This is a genomic window from Clostridium tepidiprofundi DSM 19306 (assembly GCF_001594005.1).
Taxonomy (GTDB): Bacteria; Bacillota; Clostridia; order Clostridiales; family Clostridiaceae; genus Clostridium_AC; species Clostridium_AC tepidiprofundi.
Map to the genome: position 1 here is coordinate 1 of NZ_LTBA01000027.1, position 20379 is coordinate 20379.

A 20379-nucleotide genomic window follows, 5' to 3' on the forward strand; every position below is an offset into this window, starting at 1 on the left:
CTAGCCACTAGCCGACTTGTAACTGGCACTCTTATATTAGTTTTCATCAAAGTAACAATCTGCTTTGGTGACTGGCGACTAGCGATTGGCAACTCTGTTTTAGTCTCCAGTCTCCAGTACAAATTTGTGACTTGAGAACCAGTATCTTATTAGGTGCTAGGGAATAAAAGCGAGTTTGCCAGGCTGCTAGAGGGCTAGTGCAAATTTAGTATCTTGATTAATATTTACTTATAACTTATCTAGTAGCTAGATACTAGCAAACTGGTCAACTGGCACTCTTTATTAAGGAAATCGTGTAATGATTTCAACATTTACTAGCCACTAGCCGACTTGTAACTGACAATCTTCTTTTTAAAGAAATTGCGAAGCAATTTCCACCCCAACTAGCAACTAGCCCACTAGTTAACTGGCAATCTTCTCTTGAAGAAATTACGCAGTAATTTCAAAATCCACTAGCCAACTAACAACTAACCAACTGACAGAGCCTAGTTTTGAAGAAATTGCGTAGCAATTTCAACCTCTACTATTCTCCATTCCTTATTCACTATTCTCTGATTAAAGTTCTCTGATTAAAGTTTTTCATAAATATAGTTTCGTTATAAATTTTAAAAATATTACATTAAACATCAAATTATTTCACAAACTATAGTGTAAATGGCTATAAGATCAAGTACTTAAATGAGGTGGTATTTTGTTAACTTTACTTATAAGAACTATAATATTATACTTTGTTGCCCTAATTGCAATACGACTGATGGGCAAAAGACAAATAGGTGAACTTCAACCATTTGAACTCGTAATTACTGTAATGATATCAGAATTAAGCACATTACCAATGCAAGATATTAGAATACCTCTTGTTCACACTATTATTCCAATAATAACGCTTTTAATTCTGCAAGTTACAACGTCATTAATGCAGCTTAAAAATGAAAAAGCACGATATATTCTGTGTGGTAAACCAAGTATCCTTATTGAAAAGGGTACCATAAATATTAATGAACTTAAAGAACAAAAAATCAATATGAATGATCTATTAGAAGAAATTCGCCTAAAAGGGTATTATAATTTAGAAGATGTTGAATATGCTATATTAGAGACTAGCGGACAGTTATCAATTATACCTAGAACACATTCATCTCCAGTAACAAAAGATGATTTAAAAATAATATCCACACAAGATAAACTTCCTGTAACATTAATTTTAGATGGCAAAATCAATAAACAAAGTTTAAAATACATCAATAAGAATATGGATTGGTTGAAGCACGAACTAAAGAAAAATAACATTCAAGCCATCGATGAAGTATTTGTTGCTATTTATGATTCAAAGGAAAAATTATACTATCAACTAAAGGAAAGGAACGTTAATCAAAAATGAAAAGTACAATTACCTCAATAATATTGTTTATAGTTATGATGGCATCTATATTCTTATCAATAAACTACATCAATTCTATAAGCAACAAATTAGTATTCATGTGCGATACATTAGAAAATAACATAAACAATGAACAATGGAAAAAATCTTATACCTTATCATTGGATTTGTTTGAAGAATGGAAAAAACATTATAGGATAATATCTTTATATGTAAATTCATCTGAACTTGATACACTAAATAACGAAATAGTTAAATTAACTCAATATATAGAATGCGAAACCCAAGATGAAGCATTGGCAACAACTCATACCATTAAATTCATGATTAAGCAAGTTCAAGCAATGCAAAAAATAAATTTGCAAAATATTTTTTAGAAGTTATAATAATATTAGCATGTAATAGAAAGGTGGAATGGTTATGCCATTAGTAACAACAAAAAAAATGTTTGAGAAAGCCTTCGCTGGAGGCTACGCTATAGGAGCTTTTAACATCAATAATATGGAAATCGTACAAGGAGTAGTTGATGGAGCTAAAGCTAAAAATTCATCAGTAATTCTTCAAGTTTCTGCTGGTGCAATGAAATATATGAGACCAACATATTTATTAAAATTAGTTGAAGCAGCTTCTGAAGAAAGCGGCTTAAACATAGCTCTTCATCTAGATCATGGTGCTGATTTTGAAACTTGTAAAAAAGCTATTGATATTGGATTCACTTCAGTTATGATTGATGGTTCTCATTTTCCTTTTGAAGAAAACATCGAAGTAACTAAAAAAGTAGTTGAGTATGCTCATGAAAGAGGAGTTGTAGTTGAAGCTGAATTAGGTAAACTTGCTGGTGTAGAAGATGACGTAAAAGTTGCGGCTCATGAAGCAACATATACTGATCCTGATGAAGCAGTAGAATTTGTTAAAAGAACTGGCGTAGATTCTTTAGCAATCGCAATCGGAACTAGCCATGGTGCTTACAAATTCAAAGGAGAAGCAAAACTTGATTTTGATAGACTTCAAACTATTTCAGAAAAATTAGAAGCAGCTGGTTTTAAGAATTTCCCAATAGTACTTCATGGTGCTTCAGCAGTTGAACCTGAATATGTTGAAATGTGCAACAAATACGGCGGTAAATTAGGCGGTGCAAAAGGCGTACCTGCTGAAATGTTAAGAAAAGCATCATCTATGGCAGTATGTAAAATAAACATGGATACGGACTTAAGATTAGCTATGACTGGTTCAATAAGAAAGGTTCTTTTTGAAGATCCTAAACAATTTGACCCAAGAAAATATTTAGGACCTGGAAGAGAAAACATAGCAAAATTAGTTGAAAAGAAAATTACAGACGTATTAGGTTCTGAAAATAGCAATGAATAGTCAAATAGAGTGCATATACATGCACTCTATTTTTCAATATAATTCTTAATATGTTTTAATACTATATCTATACTTCCATCACCATTTCTCTTTATCTCAAATCTACTATTATCATGATATACATCTTCATTTATGTATAAGTCTATATCATTATCAATCTTTAGACGTGTACGCTTTAATTTCTTTTGTGCCCACTCTTTATCAATCTTTACCTTATCAGAAACACCTTGTTCTTTAGAAAACTGAATAAAGTTATCATTTACATATTTATCTTCTTCAAATATTTCTTTAGAGAATTCTTTTAAATCTATTTCATCCTCTTCTTTAAGTTTTTTTCTCACTGCTGTTCTTATTTTCTCTGCCTTATCAGCATTTTCTCCAAAATTTTCTCTAGTCCATTTTTCAACTGTCGTATAAAACTTTTTAGTATTGTCTCTTTCATTATCTATAGTATTACATCCTAAAAAATTATCTAAAAAATAATTGGAACCATAATTGTCATTTTCTTTAGTCTTTTTCTTCTTATCAAGTACCATCAAATCAAAAGAATTTTCTTCATTAATTATTTTTATAAATGCACACTTTTGGACTCTTTGACTATTTCCAGGAAGTCCAATAAACTGAGGTATAATATTAATTCCAACTTTATTATCTATAAAATCTACCGTATGAGTATAGTTCTTTATATAATCCATCTTTAAAATTGCAAGCATAGGTCCATACTCTGTAAACATAGAAACCACGATAAGATCTGCAGAAGGTATATTTCCTTTAGATTTCATCAAAATAAATAACTGTCTTGCTAACTCACTCGAAGTATCAATTAAATTATTATTTCCATTTAAAAATTCCTGTGAAACTTCTTTCACAATATTTCTTTCACTTTTAAAAACTGCATATTTTAATTCTTCATCATTTAGACACTTGCGTATGTGTTTTAGTAAAAAAGCATATATTTCATCTGAAAGTTCTAACACAAAATTATTCAGTATTGGTTCATCTCCATTAGTATCAAGTATGTGAATAATAGCCTCATTGATATCTATTTCTTTTATGTATTCCACACATTTCACTCCTCTATAATCTTTAATTTTATTTAATATACTCACTTCAATTCGTAATTTAAATTTTTATCATATATATTACAACGAAAAAATGCAGTATGCATAGATTTTTATAGTGAATATTAATAAAAAATATATTATATTAAATATTTATATTGCATATTACGAATTGAATATACTCACTTAGGCATTTGAAAGAAAATAACAAGGCAAAGATGCGACGTATATTTTGTGAAATACAAAGAGTTGGGTTCCGCTGATAGTAGGTCCTATCAACGGGTTCCGACGATGAAGTAGTTCGCAAAATAGACTAGCATACTGACTAGTTATTTTTTTGAAAATGCCTTATACATTTGAAATAAAATAACAAGTCAAATATACTTTGAAAATGCCTTATTCTTAGATTTTCATAACTTATAATATAGCACTGCTTCAAAATTAAAATAATCAACACATATTATTATAATATATTTCAATTCATAATTCTAAAGTTTTAGCAAACGAAAGAATTTTGTGGTATAATCACATAATAGGGAGTGATATCATTTGAAAGAAATTGAAACTAGAATCATAGACATTGATGTTGAAAACATTCGCAATAAACTTATTGCGAATTGCGAAAAAGTTAAAGAAGAAGATCAGATTAATTACATTTATGATTTCCCAAATAGAAGATTATTGCACAACAAAGGATATGCTAGAATAAGAATAATAAATAATAGATTAAACAATAAAACTTACAAATATATGACTGTAAAAAAACTTATAAGTCAAGATAAGTATAAAATAATGGATGAATATGAAACCGAGATAGCTAGCAGTAAAACTGGTATGAAAATTCTTGAAGCTTTAGGTTTAACATTAATACAATCCATAAAGAAATATAGAGAAAGCTACAGGTACAAAAATACATTAATAGAAATAGACATAAATGAAAAAAGTTTTTGTCCTTTTCCCTATATAGAAATAGAAACACAAAATGAAGCTGAACTGCTTGAGGTTTTATCATTTCTTGGATATACGATTGAAGATACAACATCGAAAACAATTTATGAAATACTCGATGAAAAGGGAGTTGTTGAGGGACTATAATGTTTGGATATGTTACTCCATGTGTAATGGAATTAAAAGTAAAAGATTATGAAAAATTTAGAGCATATTATTGCGGATTATGTATATCAATAAAAAAGAACTTTGGAAATATACCAAGAATTTCTTTAAATTATGATATGACTTTTCTAGCTGTTTTGCTCGATGGACTTTCAGATAGCAAATGTAACTTTAACAAAAATCATTGTATAGTTCATCCATTAAAAAAAAGACTTATGATTCACAATAATGAATGCTTGGATTATGCTTCTTTCTGCAATGTTATACTAGCATATTATAAATTGTTAGATGATGTCCAAGATGACAATTCACTAAAAAGCAAATTATTTTCAAGAATATTGAATAGATATATACATAAAAATAATTATACTTACTTAAATAATATTGCACACAATGTTAAAAATAAATTGTATGAACTTAATAATATAGAATCAAATCCTAAAGATAAAAGCCTAGATGAAATTTCACATGTTTTTGCAGATTTAACAGGATTTATAATTTCTCACTACTACAAGGATAGTGAATTTAGCGAAACATTGTATTGGCTAGGTTATAATATAGGAAAGTGGATATATATTATAGATGCATGGGATGATTTAGAAAAAGACATGCAATCTAATAAATTTAATCCAATAAATTCTATTCTAAACACAAAAAATCTCAGCTATACCGAGTTTTTTTATGCAACCAAAAGCAGAATAGATTTCATTTTGACAACTTGTGCTAGATTAGCACTTGAAAATTTAAATGAACTTCCTATTAAGAAAAATGGAGATATTCTCTATAATATTTTACAATATGGATTAATGGAAAAAATGGATAATGTTTTTAAAAGGAGTGGTAATAATGAGAGATCCTTATGAAGTACTTGGAATCAAAAGGAACGCTTCGCAAGAGGAAATTAAAAGGGCTTATAAAAGATTAGCTAAGCAATATCATCCTGATCAGTATGGAGACAATCCACTTAGAGAGTTAGCTGAAGAAAAAATGAGAGAAGTAAATGAAGCTTATGATTCACTTATGAAAAATACTTATGGATACCAACAAAAAACAGATTCTTCTTCAAATTACTCTTCTTCACAAAATTATAATACAAATGCACAAAATATATATCAAGAAATAAGAATGGATATAAACAGAGGAAACATTAGAGCTGCTGAACAAAAATTAAATACAATTTCAATTAGAAATGCTGAATGGAATTATTTAATGGGATTAATATTCATGAAAAAAGGATGGTATGATAGTGCAAACAACTATATTACAACAGCAGTTAATCTCGATCCTGCAAATTTTGAATATAGAAACACATATAATCAATTAAACAGACAAACTCATAATTATAGACAAACTTACTATGGAAGAAACACACGTGATGTAGATATGTGTGATTTATGTGCTAAACTATGGTGTGCTGACACATTATGTGAATGTATGGGCGGCGATTTAATTTCATGTTTCTAAGGCATTTTCAAAATAACTAGTCAATATGCTAGTATATTTAACTTGTTATTTTTTTTAAATGCCAATATTGATTTTGGAGATGATTAAATGAAAAGCAAGCATTTAGCTCTAGGAGGAATTTTTACTGCAATAAGCTTAATATTCTTGTATTTAAGCACTTTAATATCAATAAATAAGTTATTTTTATTAGGATTAGCATCATGTGTAATTCCTCTTTCAATAATAACTACTAACATTAAAAATTCTCTTATTGTGTATACAGCAACATCAATATTAGCTTTTATATTAGTACCTTCAAAAGCAATATCTATACTATATGTACTTTTATTTGGTATATATGGTTTTGTAAAGTATTTTATTGAAAAACTTAGAAACACACCTATTGAAATACTTTTAAAATTATTGTTTTTCAATACAAGTATTTTATTAGTGTATTCTTTATACAATGCACTATTTACTGAAATAATACAAATCAAATTTTCGGTTATACTATTGATGATATTACTTCAAGCATTTTTTATTCTTTACGATTATATTTTAACTGCGTTTGTGAGTTATTCTAATAAAAATCTAGTTAAAAAAATAAAATAATCGCAATTTTACTTGAAACATTGCTTGACACATCAATTTATTTAAACTATAATATTTCATAATCAAAAACAAATAAAGTTACTGCTATGAACAGGAATAGTAGTATTCTTAGCATTTCAAGAGAGCTGTTGGTTGCTGGAAAACAGTAATGCTGGTATATGAACTCGCCTGGGAGCTTATCTACAGAAAAGTAGATACGGTAATGCCGTTATTTAATGAGTGAGGTTAATTCATATTAAAGTGTCCAGCAATATTGCGTGCTTGTTTATTTTAATATGCATTACAAACCTAATAAGAGTGGTACCGCGGATATACTTTCGTCTCTTTATGAGATGAAAGTTTTTTATTTTATGAGGAGGTAATGAAATGGCAAAATATAGTAAAGAAATAGACCGTAAATGGCAAAAAAAATGGGAAGAAACAAACCTTTATAAATTTGATGAAAACAATTTAGCTAAAAAACTATATGTACTTGAAATGTTTTCTTATCCATCTGGAAGTCAACTTCATGCAGGTCATTGGTTTAATTATGGCCCTGTAGATTCATGGGCAAGAATGAAAAGAATGCAAGGATACAACATTTTTCAACCTATGGGATTTGATGCTTTTGGATTACCTGCCGAAAACTATGCAATAAAAACTGGTATACATCCAAAAGATTCTACAGAAAAAAATATAGTAACAATGGAACAGCAACTTAAACAAATGGGAGCTATGTTTAATTGGGATAATGAAGTTGTTACTTGCAGACCTGATTACTATAAATGGACTCAATGGGTGTTCTTAAAATTATACGAAAAAGGTCTTGCTTATAGAAAGAAAGCTCCCGTAAATTGGTGTCCTAGTTGTAATACAGTTCTTGCCAACGAACAAGTTGTAGATGGCACTTGTGAAAGATGTGGAACAGAAGTAACAAAGAAAAACTTAACTCAGTGGTTCCTAAAAATAACTGACTATGCAGATGAATTGCTTGAAAAATTAGATGAACTAGATTGGCCTGAAAAAACTAAAGCAATGCAGAAACATTGGATTGGTAAATCAACTGGTGCAGAAGTAACTTTCAAAATAGTTGATTCCGATCTATCATTTGATGTATTTACAACTAGAGCTGATACATTATTTGGGGTTACGTATGTTGTTTTAGCTCCTGAAAATGACCTTGTTGACAAAATAACAAAACCTGAATACAAAAAGTTAGTTGAAGAATATAAAGATAAAGCTAAAAAGCAATCAGATATAGAAAGACAATCAATAACAAGAGAAAAAACAGGCGTATTTACTGGCTCATATGCAATAAATCCTATCAACGGTAGAAAAGTACCTATATGGATTGGTGATTATGTACTAAATACTTACGGTACTGGTGCAGTTATGGCAGTTCCTGCACATGATGAAAGGGACTTTGCATTTGCTACTAAATACAACTTACCTATTGAAAGAGTCATTGAAGGTGGAAGCGAATTACCATTTGTTGAATACGGTAAATTGGTAAATAGCGCAGAATTTAATGGTCTATCATCTGAAGAAGGCAAAAAAGCAATAGTTGAAAAACTTGAAAAAAATAATTTAGGTAAATTTAAGGTTAATTACAGACTAAGAGATTGGTTAGTTTCAAGACAAAGATACTGGGGTGCACCAATACCTATAATTCATTGTGACAAATGTGGTACCGTACCCGTTCCAGAAGAACAACTACCAGTTGAGCTACCTTACAATGTTGAATTTGCTCCAGATGGCAAATCTCCACTTGCTAAGTGTGAAGATTTCATAAACACAACTTGTCCTATATGTGGAGGTCCAGCTCATAGAGATGCTGACACATTAGATACATTTGTATGCTCTTCATGGTATTATTTGAGATATCCAGATAATAAAAATAGTGAAAAAGCCTTTGATACTCAAATTATAAACAAAATGCTACCAGTTGATAAATATGTTGGTGGACCAGAGCATGCGTGTATGCACCTTCTTTATGCAAGATTTATAACTAAAGCTTTAAGAGATATGGGATACCTAAATTTTGATGAACCTTTCTTATCTCTTACTCACCAAGGACTGATTCTTGGCCCTGATGGACTAAAAATGAGTAAATCTAAAGGAAATACTATATCTCCTGATGAATATATATCTAAGTATGGTTCTGATGTGTTTAGAATGTACTTAATGTTTGGCTTTGCATATACAGAAGGCGGTGCTTGGAGCGACGATGGTATTAAATCAATAGCTAGATTCATAGAAAGAGTTGAAAGAACTATTGATAGTATTACTGATAAAATCAAAAATAATTCACAAACTAAATCAACAATAGAAAATGCTGAAAAAGAATTAAATTACTGGAGACATTTTGCTATAAAAGGTGTTACTGAAGACGCCGATAAACTTCAATTTAATACAGCAATAGCTAGATTAATGGAATTTATAAATGCACTTTCTAAGTACAATAATGAGAAAACTATTAATAATGAATTTGTAGAAAGTGTTATAGAAGATTTTATAAAACTGATAGCTCCTTTTGCTCCTCATTTTGCCGAAGAAAAATGGGAAAACCTAGGAAAAGAATATTCTGTATTCAATCAAAGCTGGCCTGAATTCGATGCTAAAGCATTAATAAAAGATGAAATCGAAATAGCTATTCAAATCAATGGTAAAATAAGAGCAAGAATAAATATTGCTTCAAATTCAAGTGAAGATGCAATAAAAGACGCTGCTATTAATAATCCAGATATTAAAAAACAGCTTGAAGGTAAGAATATAATAAAAGTTATAGTTATAAAAGGTAGACTTGTTAATATTGTTGCAAAGTAAAAGTAAAAAGTATGCTGCAAACTTGTAGCATACTTTTATTACTTCTTTATCTTTTATCAATTCACAAATCTCCTATTTCTTAAACATATCTATTACCCTCTGAGTTGTACTTAACAAATTACTCAATTGAAGAACATCTCCTTCTTCAAGTAAAACATTTAATTGACGCCTAAACCTTGTTACCTCAGCAAGCTTACCTATTGATGAAAGCGTTGCAATATTATCCATAATATCAGAAACCAAGCTAGATTTAACCTCAAATAATTTTTGAGCATCTTTAATCTCTTCTTTTATCTCAAACATCTGCTGATCTAAGCTAAAAGCGGCATCAGCAGCCTTTTTCAACTTATCTTTAATCTCCACAGGAATATCATGCTTATATTTGTAATTTAATGAATGTTCTATGGTTGCCCAAAAGTTCATTGCAAGTGTTCTTATTTGGAACTCAGCAAGTATCTCCTTTTCTCCCTCAGCCATATTTACAGGATATTTGATAACCATGTGATAGCTTCTATACCCACTCGTCTTAACATTAGTTACATAATCTTTTTCATATATTATATGCATATCTTTTCTTCCCCTAATTATATCGACAACCCTTTGAATGTCATCAACAAACTGACACATTATCCTTATCCCTGCTATATCTTCCATTTCATATTCTATTCTATCCAGTGGTATGTCAAATTTATTAGCTTTTTCTATAATACTTGAAATTTCTTTAACTCTTCCAGTAACAAATTCAATAGGCGAATATTCATTTCTCTTTCTATACTCTTTTCTAATACTCTTAAATTTTACTTTTAGCTCTGCAACTGCCTGTTCATATGGTATTAAAAAATTATTCCATTCTCTTATTGCCATATAGTTCATCCTTTTCTATAATAATAGTTATACAATTAAAAACTTATAAAAACTTATGATAACATCATTCTCTATTTTAATTATATCAAATAATAATTTATTTATATAATTTTTTTTACGAATTACATTTTATTAATCATTTTCTGTTATAATAAGGTATGCAATATATTATAACTATATTTTATCGAATTTGTAAACTATATATTGAGGTGAACAAATGAATAACAAAATATTTTCAGGACTTGAACAAATGGGATTTGATGATGTATCACATCTTAAAATCTACAAAGAAAAAAATATTGAAAATCAAAAAAACGAAATAGATAAAATCAAGTCGCTATTATATACTAAAACATTAAAGTGTCCCGTATGCGGAAATGAATTCAAAGCAATTTCTGTAAAGTCATCTGCATATAGAGCAGTTAAAAAAGATACTGATTTTTTCATAAGATATGACTTGATAAACCCTTATTTTTACGACGTATGGCTATGTAACAAATGTGGATATGCAGCAATGAAAACGGATTTTGAAAAATTGTATAGTCGTGAAGCAGAAACAATATTGGAAAAAATAACCCCTAAATGGAAGGGACGAGAATACCCCGTTATCTACGATGTTCACATAGCAATAGAACGATATAAACTGTCTTTGCTGAATTATGTTGTAATAGATTCTTACGCTAGCAAAAAAGCTATGAACTGTCTTAAACTTGCTTGGATGTACAGGCTTATTGATTCTGATAGTGCTAAAGAAATGGAATTAATGTTCTTAAAAGAAGCATTGAGTGGCTTTCAGGATGCATACTATAATGAACGTTTTCCTATATACGGTATGAATAAGTTTACCGCAATGTATCTTATAGGGGAATTACATAGAAGAACTGGAAATTATGATGATGCACTCGTATGGTTTAGCAATGTAGTAACAACTCCAGGTGTAAAAGCTAAATTAAAGGATTTGGCTAGAGATCAAAAAGATTTACTAAAGGAAGAGATTGCAAAAGCAAGAATTGAAGCTGAAAAATGCTCTCAAGCACCTACTGAAGATTTTGAAGTTCCTATAAAGAAATCTAGTATTTTCTCTAAATTATTTAACAAGTAAGCTAAGGCATTTTCAAAAATAACTATCGCCAACACACATTTGTGACTTAAAAATCAGCATCTTGTTAGGTTACCAGGAATTAGGTGCTAGGCAATAAAAGCGAGTTTGCCAGGCTGCTAGAGGGCTAGTCGGCTAGTACAGATTTGCCATTTGTATACCAGTATCTGTTTTAGGTACTAAGAGCTAAAATAAGTTTGCCAGGCTGCTAGAGGGCTAGTGCAGATTTGTAGCTTGAAAACTAGCATATATTTAAGAACAAAGTTCTAGGTATTAGTTTCCATCAAAGTAACAATCTGCTTTGGTGATTGGTGATTGGCGATTAGTGACTTTGTTTTAGTCTCCAGTCTCCAATACAGATTTGCCATCTGCATACCAGTATCTGTTTTAGGTGCTAGAAATGAAGCAAGTTTGCCAGGTTGCTAGAGAACTAGTCGGCTAGTGCAAATTTATGACTTGACTGCTATATACTTACAACCAACAAATACTTTATATTCATTTAAGAAATTGTAAAACAATTTACACCTTTACTAGCCAAACTAGCCAACTTACAATCTATCATTCAAGAAATCGTGTAACGATTTCATCATCAACTAGCAACTAGCCGACTGGAAAACTAGCACTCTTATATTAGTTTTCATCAAAGTAACAATATGATTTGGTGATTGGTAATTGGCGATTGGCAACTTTGTTTTAGTCTCCAGTCTCTAGTACAGATTTGCCATTTGTATACCAGTATCTGTTTTAGGTACTAAGAGCTAAAATAAGTTTGCTAGTCTGCTAGAGTACTAGTGGTCTAGTGCAAATTTGCGACTTGACTGCTATATACTTACAACCAACAAATACTTTATATTCATTTAAGAAATTGTAAAACAATTTCAACCTTTACTATTCTCTATTCACTATTCTCTATTCACTAATTATGGCTTTATAACTATATCATCTAAACATATTAATTTAGGTTTAAAATCCAAATAATCCGCTGATGTAACAATATATTCAATATTTGAATGGATTCCTTCAAAAAGATTATTTAATGAAGGTCCATGAAGATGACCGTATATAACTTTTTTAACTTTATATTCATTAAAAACATCTATGAATTCCGTATTTTCTAATTTATCATTTGTTGGTGGATAATGCATCATTACTATTATTTTGCTATAACCATTATTAACCGCAGAATCCAATGATAGTCTTAACCTATTTATTTCTCTATTATATATTTTTCTATCATGTTCAGAAAAATTAGCTGAACCTGGACAAATCCACCCTCGTGTACCACATATAGCATAATCATTATAATTAAAAAAATTATTTTGTATAAAATGCATATCATCATACAAATTATTTAATTTAGTAATGCTGTGCCACCAATAATCATGATTCCCTCTTATCAATATTTTTTCACCAGGCAAATTATGAATCCATTCCAAATCAATCATACCATCTTCCATTTTCATTGACCAAGAAATGTCTCCTGCTATAAGTACTGTATCCTCATGTGAAACAGAATTAATCCAATTCTTCTCAATCTTTTCTTCATGCTTATACCAATTATCACCAAAAATATCCATAGGCTTATTCATGTTTAAGGCTAAATGTAAGTCTGATATCGCCCAAAGTGCCATTAAATTCTCACCCTCATTCTATTAAGCTATCCAAATCCATAACATAAGCTATAACCTTTGCAACTGCATCATACAATTCATCTGGTATTGAATCTCCAACATCAACATTAACAAGCAAATTTGCTAATTCTTTATTCTGAACAACTGGTACTTTATTCTCTTCAGCAATTTCAATTATTCTATCAGCTATATATCCCATTCCTGCAGCAGTCACAATGGGTGCTTCATAATTTTGTGCGTACTTTAATGAAGCAGCTTTCTTAGGCTTCTTCATTTTATCACATCCTTTTAATTAATAAAAGTATTTAATCTATACTCTAGTATCTATTCTGCCAAGATTCTTATCTTCAAAGAATTCTCTACAATTAATTAAATCAACCTCTTTTTCTCTTTCATCGATTCTTACAGTTGCATTATAACTTGAGTTAGACAATTCCTCTAAAAGCTTATCTTTAAATCCTTCAAACATTTGTATCCATTTCTTATCACATTTAATATCTATATTCATAGTATTTTCATGTACAACTATGTATGCATCAACTGTACCCATATTAATTGTCTTAACAGAAGTAACTATCTTCACATTCTTTGAATCTATTTTTTTACCTTTTTTCCTGTCATCTTTGATAATCAATTTGCAAGGATATTGCTTCTGATAAATATTTAAAGGAATATCAAAATAGTAATACTGATTAGAAACCAAATTAAATACTTTAAAATTATTATACAACTGAGGTTTTATTTCTAACTTATCATTTATTATTGATTTAATAATTTCCTTCATATCATCAATTTTATTTGCAATATCATTCTTTACTAAATTATCTGTTTTTATTTTTAATATATTATTTTCATGTATTTTAATTTTATTTATTATTTTATTATTTTCCATTTTAATATTTTCTATTTCTCTACTAACATTATTAGAATCTTCAGCACTTTTATTATCATACTTAACATCTAATTTACTATTATCATTCTTGGCAACATTATTTTTAATTTTCTCAGTAATATTTCCCTTGTATTCTTTATCATTTTCTTTGATAATATCGTTCTCTTTGATAATATCACTCTTATTTTCAATGTTAATTTTTTCATTTAAATTGAGTTTTATATTACTATTATCATTTTTTCTAGTATCTTTATTCTGAAGAATACTATCCTCTTCAATAGTATCATACCTCTCAATAATACTATCCATTTCTTCATAAGTATTTTGTTCATTCATAATTTTTTCTTTATTCGATAAAGTATATTGGCTTTTTTTATCTTGGCCATACATATCAACATTATATCTAATTTTCTCCAAATTATCATAAATAGTAAACGATTTATTAAATAAGTCATCAAAGCTTCTAATGTTGTCCTCTGTTAATTCAATATCATTTTCTATAAATGTCAATAATGTATCTAAATCCATATTTTTAAGTTTACTAAAAAAGTTCCTTAATATACTTGATATATTCCTTCCTTTTTCACTAGTTGGCATAATATTTTTGCTGATTAAATATTTTTCAATAAAAACATCCTGTTCTTCATCATTTAATAACAATTTTGATTGAAAATCAACTATATTTTTAATTCTAGCAACATTTTCCCTTGTTAATTGAATATTATGTTTCAGCATTTTATATATCATCTCAAAATTGTTTTTATCTTTCACATTTAACTTTTCACGTATAAATTGCTCTAATGAATTGCTATCCTTTTCATTTTCTACTACGTCTTCTTTCATCAATTTTAACAAAAGTCTACCATCTTTATTGCCTACAACCTTAAATTTTCCAAATCCTTCGTTCGGCAAACAATCAAGTAATTCTTCTAGTCCCTCAATTTCAGCTGAAAATTGCCATCCATCAATGAGTTTTAAAATAGCAGTCTTTTTTAATTCATCAACACTAATTAATTTTGCAGAAATCTTTTCTCCAGCATTGAAAGTCAATTTACTATGAATCTTTTTTTTACTGGTACTCGGAATATTTACATTCGAAATATTTGGCATAATATTAATCTCCCCATTAGTTCTTCTCATTTATTTATCGGTTATATTGTGTAATATTTTAGTATGATGAATTACAAAAATATGCCTTAAGGCATTTGAAAGAATAGTTGCCATACCCTTTTCTGTTCCATTACTATACAGACCTCATATATTACTTGTTTAACATTTAATATCCTTATATTTATACATAAGCACCGCTATACAATTATAAAATACAAAAGCAGCAAAATTCATGAATATCATATGAACATCCAAGTTTCCGTTTGACAAAGCTCTTATTTGGGCTTGCATCAAAAATCCAGATAATATATTATCTTTATGAAATAGTAATTAGATAATTTTAGCTATATTTTCTCCTTGATTAATAACAAGGCTATTTAATATTTCTTGTGTAGAAAAACTTTACAAATAAAAAATGCATTTGCTATTATTGTAGTGAAAACAGCAATAATGCCCCAACAAAGGAGAAAGCAAATGCAATATAATTATATCAAAATTTCATTAGACTTACCAAAATTTCATATTAAATGCAGAGATTTCGCATCAAAATTCCAGTTAAAAATTTGTTTTTACTAAAATTTATTTTTCTAACATTTACTTGATTTTGTTTCATTGTCATAATAATAATTCATAATAACCCTATTTCAAAAAATCATAATAATTTTCTATCTCAAATTCTAACTTTCCTTCACAATTTAATTTGTGGATTGCAACATTTGAAGCTTTAAATGCTTTATTTTTATTAGTCCATTCAATATCTTTTACAATGTGATATATTATATTTATTACACCACCATGAGTTACAATCAAAATATTTTCGTTAGACTCTTTATATTTACATATCAAATCATCAAACCTTTTCTTTACTCTCTTATAAAAATCATCTGGACTTTCACCATTAGGATATTTTTCATCCATTCTTAAAGTGTTAAAAAACAATCCAGGATATTTTACTAATGCTTCTTTATTCAACATTCCCGCTAAATCACCATTGTTCATCTCTCTCAAATCTTTATCAACTTCAACTCTTATATCTAGCTTTTTAACTACCTCATTTGCTGTAGAAAAAGCTCTTGTTAAATCACTTGAAATAATTTTTGTTATATTAAATTCTTTTTGCTTCAAATAAAGAAATTCTGCGAGTTTTTTAGCTTGTTCTTTGCCTTCCGGTATCAAATCTAACTCACTCCATCCCCCTCTATATCTATCATCATCTTTACCATGTCTAACTAAATAAATATTCATTTTAAATCTCCTTCGCATTTTAAGTATTCTAAAAATTCCCAAATAAACGAATTGAGCAATTCCATTTTTTAATATTTTCACAAGATACATATACATTTAAAAAATCATTTATATCACATCTAAATATTGATATTAAAATTATTATTTTCAAAATAACTCTCACCAGTAATTTCTAACTTTGCTTTATTTAAAAGATTATTTAGGCTATTTACTATTTCTTGTGTGGAAAAACTTTACAAATAAAAAAAATGCATCTGCTATTATTTTAGTGAAAACAGCAATAATACCCGAACAAAGGATTTGCTTGAAAGCAAGGGTAATCGCATCAATATAATCCCTATTTATAAATTACTTCAATATAATATTTATCGTAATTTATGCCCGCATAAAAACATCTAGAATTATATTTAGAACTTTCATTAGATCCTCTACAATGTCTTCTGTAACGATTACTTTTTTCTCTTTTTCCAAAGTATCGTCTATGAAAATCAATTTATATTCTTTTGTTATTTCTTTGCTTTCAATATTAGGACACTCTACATTAGTAATTACCTTCTTAGTTGATTTTAATAATGACTTTGTATTCATAGATTCATAATAAGCTTTAGTTAATTTTATTAATGAATCATTTGTATTTGCATATACAACACTCACATTCATAGCAGAAAAAGTTATACCAATCGCAATAACCAAAAATACTATTTTTTGTTTGTTAGTTTAATTATTTCCTCTCTTTTAAATAATTATATATTTTGAATCTATAGCTATTAAAATTTCATAACATATACTCATAATTAATAAAGAATATTAAATTGAGAATACTTTATTGGTATTTTACAGTATAACTTATCATCTAAATAAAATTCAAATACAAATTTATCAACGTTATTTATAGCATTTAATATGTCCTTTTTATCAACTGATTGATTGTAAAAAGAAAAATTATATTCTAACTGATTTTCATGTTTATTTAACACAACAGGTGATTCTAAACTATCTACTCCTATAATATCATTAATTTTTTTCGGAACTAACATTTTTAAATTAGCTGAAGTATACTTTATGTTTTTTTCGTTTAATGTTTTAAGATCTAATATAACACTTACACAAAGTCCATAATTTTCTTCTTTAGAAAAAGATTGTTCTTCTATAGAAATATCAGCCTTAACAACTTTTGGTACATACTTACTTTTCAAACAAACTAATAAATAAATTGAAAACAATAATAAAAAAAACAAACTAGCAATAAAATATTTATTTTTATAAAATTTAATATACACAAAATCACTCCTATACCATGGAATTGCAGTAAATATAATCATAAAACATTTGAGTACTTTTTTTATTTTGGTCCTTTTTTGTTTTGTGTGAATTTAACCACTTATACCTATACAATCATTTAAACTAACTTTAGTACTAAAATCTTCAATAAGCTTATCTAATATATATTGTACCACATAAATTTTAAAAAACTTGTCAAATTTAGTTGTCTCAAAAAAACAACACCACTAATGAGTTCATTTTACTAAACAAAAAGCTTCAATCCCCATTATACGGTCAGGGGATTAAAGCTTTTTGTTTCAGAAAAATAATATGCTATCCTTCTATAATGATTCTATAGAACTTCTTCTTCCCTCTTTTTATCATAGCTATTCCATCTTTAAAATCATTGTCTGTGAAAACCGCATTTACGTCAACTACTTTTTCATCATTAAGTCTTAGTCCTCCTTGTTCAATTAATCTTCTTCCTTCCTTTTTTGAAGGAATTATTTTAAATTGAACAAGCACATCTAAAACAGATTTATTTATGATGTCACTTTCTGCATTAAAAGATGGAACATTGCTCATATCGCTTCCACCACCAAATAAAGCCTCTGCCGCTTTTTGAGCTTTCAATGCTTCTTCTTCTCCATGAACAAGTTTAGTAACTTCAAATGCTAAAACTTTCTTTGCCTCATTAATTGCTGCATCTTTTAGTGAAGATAATCTTTCTACTTCATCCATAGGCACAAATGTTAAAAGAGAAAGGCATTTTTTAACATCTGCATCATTTACATTTCTCCAATATTGATAAAATTCATATGGTGTTGTTTTTTCTGGCTCAAGCCAAACAGCACCATTTTCAGTTTTACCCATTTTTTTACCTTCGCTATTAGTTAATAGTGTACACGTCATTGCATATGCTTGTTTTCCTTCTTTTCTTCTTATAAGGTCAATCCCCGCAAGCATATTAGACCATTGGTCATCACCACCAAGTTCCATTATACATCCATATCTTTTGTATAATTCTAAGAAATCGTACCCTTGCATAAGCATATAATTGAATTCAAGAAATGAAAGCCCTTTCTCCAATCTTTGCCTAAAACATTCTGCTGTAAGCATCTTGTTTACTGAAAAATGCACTCCAATATCTCTTATAAAATCAACATAATTGAGTCCAAGAAGCCAATCTGCATTATTTACAAGTATAGCCTTATCATCACTAAAATCGATTAATCTTGACAATTGATTCTTTATACAAGCTACATTATGTTCTATTTGCTCTTTTGTCAACATTTTTCTCATATCTGTTTTACCTGTTGGATCACCAACAAGTGCAGTACCTCCACCTACTAATGCAATAGGTCTATGACCTGCTCTTTGCATATGTGCCATAAACATCATAGCAATAAAATGCCCTACATGAAGACTATCTGCTGTTGGATCAAATCCTATATAAAAGGTTATTTTTTCCTTACCCAATAATTCTCTAATTTCTTCATGAGTAATCTGCTTTATATACCCTCTCTCGACAAGTACATCATAAATATTTGTCATATTGTTACCCAGTTATGAAAATCGTAACAAAACATAACCTACTCCTTTCTGTTTGATTTTTAATTTAACGATTTTTTTAAAACCAATATATTTTCTTAAATCTCCATAATAATTTTAAAGTTCCTTACACATAACTATAGATACTATTATAAACATAAATATGATTTTTGCAAAGTAAAGTGTTTAAAAAACCTCGCATAATTATAATGCGAGGTTTTATATAAAAAATTATTATTTTCAAAATCAATTACTGTCCAGTTTATTTTACATATTTTTTTATAAATTGAGGGGCTTCATCTATTTTGCAACTTATGTTAATATAAAAATCTACATTAAATTTCTTAGATAAATTTTCTGTTTTATTCAATACCTTTTCAGCATCTTTAATATGCGCATGTGCAATATTAAGTAATCCATCAATAAAAATTGTATCGATATCATAATCTTCTGAAAGAATACCACATATCAAACCATAAAAATTCGAAAAATTCTCAAATTCAAACTCATTCGTACAAATAAATCTTATTTTTCTATCCAACCTCAAAGCAATATCATCATCGTCGTCAATGTACACTATATGTCCTTTGCAATCATTAACTCTATTATTTGCCATTTCTAATAAAGCCTTTGTTTTACCTGAACCTTTTTTACTGCAAAATACCTGAACCATTTTGGTCCCCTCCTTAAAAATAATCTTATTTTTATTAATTTCCATATTACGTAATAATAATCACATTTATAATATTAATCACATTTATAATATTAATTCGTTAAACTAATTATATAATATTCAGAATATTTTTTCAATATTTCGGGACCTGTTTACTTCAATTCGTAATGCGCAATACAAATATTTAATATCATATATTTTGTATTAATCTTCACTATAACGATCTTTACATACCGCATTTTTTCGTTGTAATATATATACTAAAAAT

General features: G+C 28.5%; 19 protein-coding genes and 1 other annotated feature. Of the genes, 9 read left to right on the plus strand and 10 right to left on the minus strand.

Going from position 1 to position 20379, the window contains the following annotated elements; all coding sequences use genetic code 11:
- Positions 1-691 precede the first annotated feature (691 nt).
- From CLTEP_RS09810 to fba, 3 genes are read left to right on the plus strand one after another with little or no spacing between them, the layout of a single operon-like run.
- On the plus strand, positions 692-1381 hold the full coding sequence (locus CLTEP_RS09810; protein WP_066826229.1) for a DUF421 domain-containing protein: 690 nt from the start codon (positions 692-694) through the stop codon (positions 1379-1381).
- Complete coding sequence (locus tag CLTEP_RS09815) at positions 1378-1758, plus strand: DUF4363 family protein (RefSeq protein WP_066826233.1); 381 nt, start codon at positions 1378-1380, stop codon at positions 1756-1758. Before CLTEP_RS09810 ends, CLTEP_RS09815 begins: the two co-directional genes overlap by 4 nt.
- A 43-nt stretch (positions 1759-1801) precedes the next feature.
- Entirely contained in the window at positions 1802-2749 is a 948-nt protein-coding gene (fba, locus tag CLTEP_RS09820; protein ID WP_066826239.1) for a class II fructose-1,6-bisphosphate aldolase, read from the plus strand.
- Positions 2750-2775: 26 nt separating this feature from the next.
- Here the strand turns inward: fba and CLTEP_RS09825 are convergent, their stop codons facing one another.
- Positions 2776-3813, minus strand: a complete 1038-nt coding sequence (locus CLTEP_RS09825) for a nucleoid-associated protein (protein ID WP_066826242.1) — start codon at positions 3811-3813, stop codon at positions 2776-2778.
- Between the two features lie 546 nt (positions 3814-4359).
- Between CLTEP_RS09825 and CLTEP_RS09830 the strand changes: the two genes are divergently transcribed.
- The 5 genes from CLTEP_RS09830 (at position 4360) to leuS (ending at position 9783) form a co-directional block, all read left to right on the plus strand.
- Positions 4360-4905 carry a class IV adenylate cyclase gene (locus tag CLTEP_RS09830; RefSeq protein ID WP_066826249.1) on the plus strand — a complete coding sequence of 182 codons (546 nt, stop codon included), beginning with the start codon at positions 4360-4362 and terminating at the stop codon, positions 4903-4905.
- On the plus strand, positions 4905-5786 hold the full coding sequence (locus tag CLTEP_RS09835; protein ID WP_066826252.1) for a DUF5685 family protein: 882 nt from the start codon (positions 4905-4907) through the stop codon (positions 5784-5786). Before CLTEP_RS09830 ends, CLTEP_RS09835 begins: the two co-directional genes overlap by 1 nt.
- The gene (locus CLTEP_RS09840) at positions 5770-6387 is read left to right on the plus strand and encodes a J domain-containing protein (RefSeq protein WP_066826255.1); all 618 of its coding nucleotides are present in this window, start codon (positions 5770-5772) and stop codon (positions 6385-6387) included. The genes CLTEP_RS09835 and CLTEP_RS09840 overlap by 17 nt, the downstream gene beginning before the upstream one ends.
- An 87-nt stretch (positions 6388-6474) precedes the next feature.
- The gene (locus tag CLTEP_RS14660; RefSeq protein WP_153016316.1) at positions 6475-6978 is read left to right on the plus strand and encodes a hypothetical protein; all 504 of its coding nucleotides are present in this window, start codon (positions 6475-6477) and stop codon (positions 6976-6978) included.
- A gap of 77 nt (positions 6979-7055) precedes the next feature.
- Positions 7056-7306: a binding site (T-box leader), on the plus strand.
- Between the two features lie 38 nt (positions 7307-7344).
- Positions 7345-9783 (plus strand): leucine--tRNA ligase, encoded by a 2439-nt coding sequence (leuS, locus tag CLTEP_RS09850; RefSeq protein ID WP_066826260.1) that lies wholly within the window; start codon positions 7345-7347, stop codon positions 9781-9783.
- Between the two features lie 72 nt (positions 9784-9855).
- On the opposite strand, the gene yjbM is transcribed toward leuS, so the two are convergent.
- Positions 9856-10647: a GTP diphosphokinase gene (gene yjbM, locus CLTEP_RS09855; protein ID WP_066826263.1), complete on the minus strand. Its 792-nt coding sequence runs from the start codon at positions 10645-10647 to the stop codon at positions 9856-9858.
- A gap of 217 nt (positions 10648-10864) precedes the next feature.
- Between yjbM and CLTEP_RS09860 the strand changes: the two genes are divergently transcribed.
- Positions 10865-11749 (plus strand): DUF2225 domain-containing protein, encoded by an 885-nt coding sequence (locus tag CLTEP_RS09860; protein WP_066826266.1) that lies wholly within the window; start codon positions 10865-10867, stop codon positions 11747-11749.
- A gap of 917 nt (positions 11750-12666) precedes the next feature.
- Here CLTEP_RS09860 and CLTEP_RS09865 read toward each other — a convergent pair.
- The 8 genes from CLTEP_RS09865 to CLTEP_RS09900 all read right to left on the minus strand — a co-directional run bounded on the left by CLTEP_RS09865 (position 12667) and on the right by CLTEP_RS09900 (position 20111).
- Entirely contained in the window at positions 12667-13377 is a 711-nt protein-coding gene (locus tag CLTEP_RS09865; RefSeq protein ID WP_066826270.1) for a metallophosphoesterase, read from the minus strand.
- Between the two features lie 13 nt (positions 13378-13390).
- Positions 13391-13651: an EscU/YscU/HrcU family type III secretion system export apparatus switch protein gene (locus CLTEP_RS09870; protein ID WP_066826273.1), complete on the minus strand. Its 261-nt coding sequence runs from the start codon at positions 13649-13651 to the stop codon at positions 13391-13393.
- Positions 13652-13687: 36 nt separating this feature from the next.
- Positions 13688-15379, minus strand: coding sequence for a hypothetical protein (locus CLTEP_RS09875; RefSeq protein ID WP_066826276.1), 1692 nt, complete (start codon positions 15377-15379; stop codon positions 13688-13690).
- A gap of 639 nt (positions 15380-16018) precedes the next feature.
- The gene (locus tag CLTEP_RS09880) at positions 16019-16624 is read right to left on the minus strand and encodes a histidine phosphatase family protein (RefSeq protein WP_066826279.1); all 606 of its coding nucleotides are present in this window, start codon (positions 16622-16624) and stop codon (positions 16019-16021) included.
- Positions 16625-16999: 375 nt separating this feature from the next.
- Positions 17000-17284 carry a hypothetical protein gene (locus tag CLTEP_RS09885; protein WP_207644327.1) on the minus strand — a complete coding sequence of 95 codons (285 nt, stop codon included), beginning with the start codon at positions 17282-17284 and terminating at the stop codon, positions 17000-17002.
- Between the two features lie 134 nt (positions 17285-17418).
- Entirely contained in the window at positions 17419-17904 is a 486-nt protein-coding gene (locus CLTEP_RS09890) for a hypothetical protein (RefSeq protein ID WP_066826286.1), read from the minus strand.
- Between the two features lie 316 nt (positions 17905-18220).
- On the minus strand, positions 18221-19441 hold the full coding sequence (gene tyrS / locus CLTEP_RS09895; protein WP_066826289.1) for a tyrosine--tRNA ligase: 1221 nt from the start codon (positions 19439-19441) through the stop codon (positions 18221-18223).
- A gap of 259 nt (positions 19442-19700) precedes the next feature.
- Positions 19701-20111 carry a hypothetical protein gene (locus CLTEP_RS09900; protein ID WP_066826292.1) on the minus strand — a complete coding sequence of 137 codons (411 nt, stop codon included), beginning with the start codon at positions 20109-20111 and terminating at the stop codon, positions 19701-19703.
- Between the last annotated feature and the right edge of the window lie 268 nt (positions 20112-20379).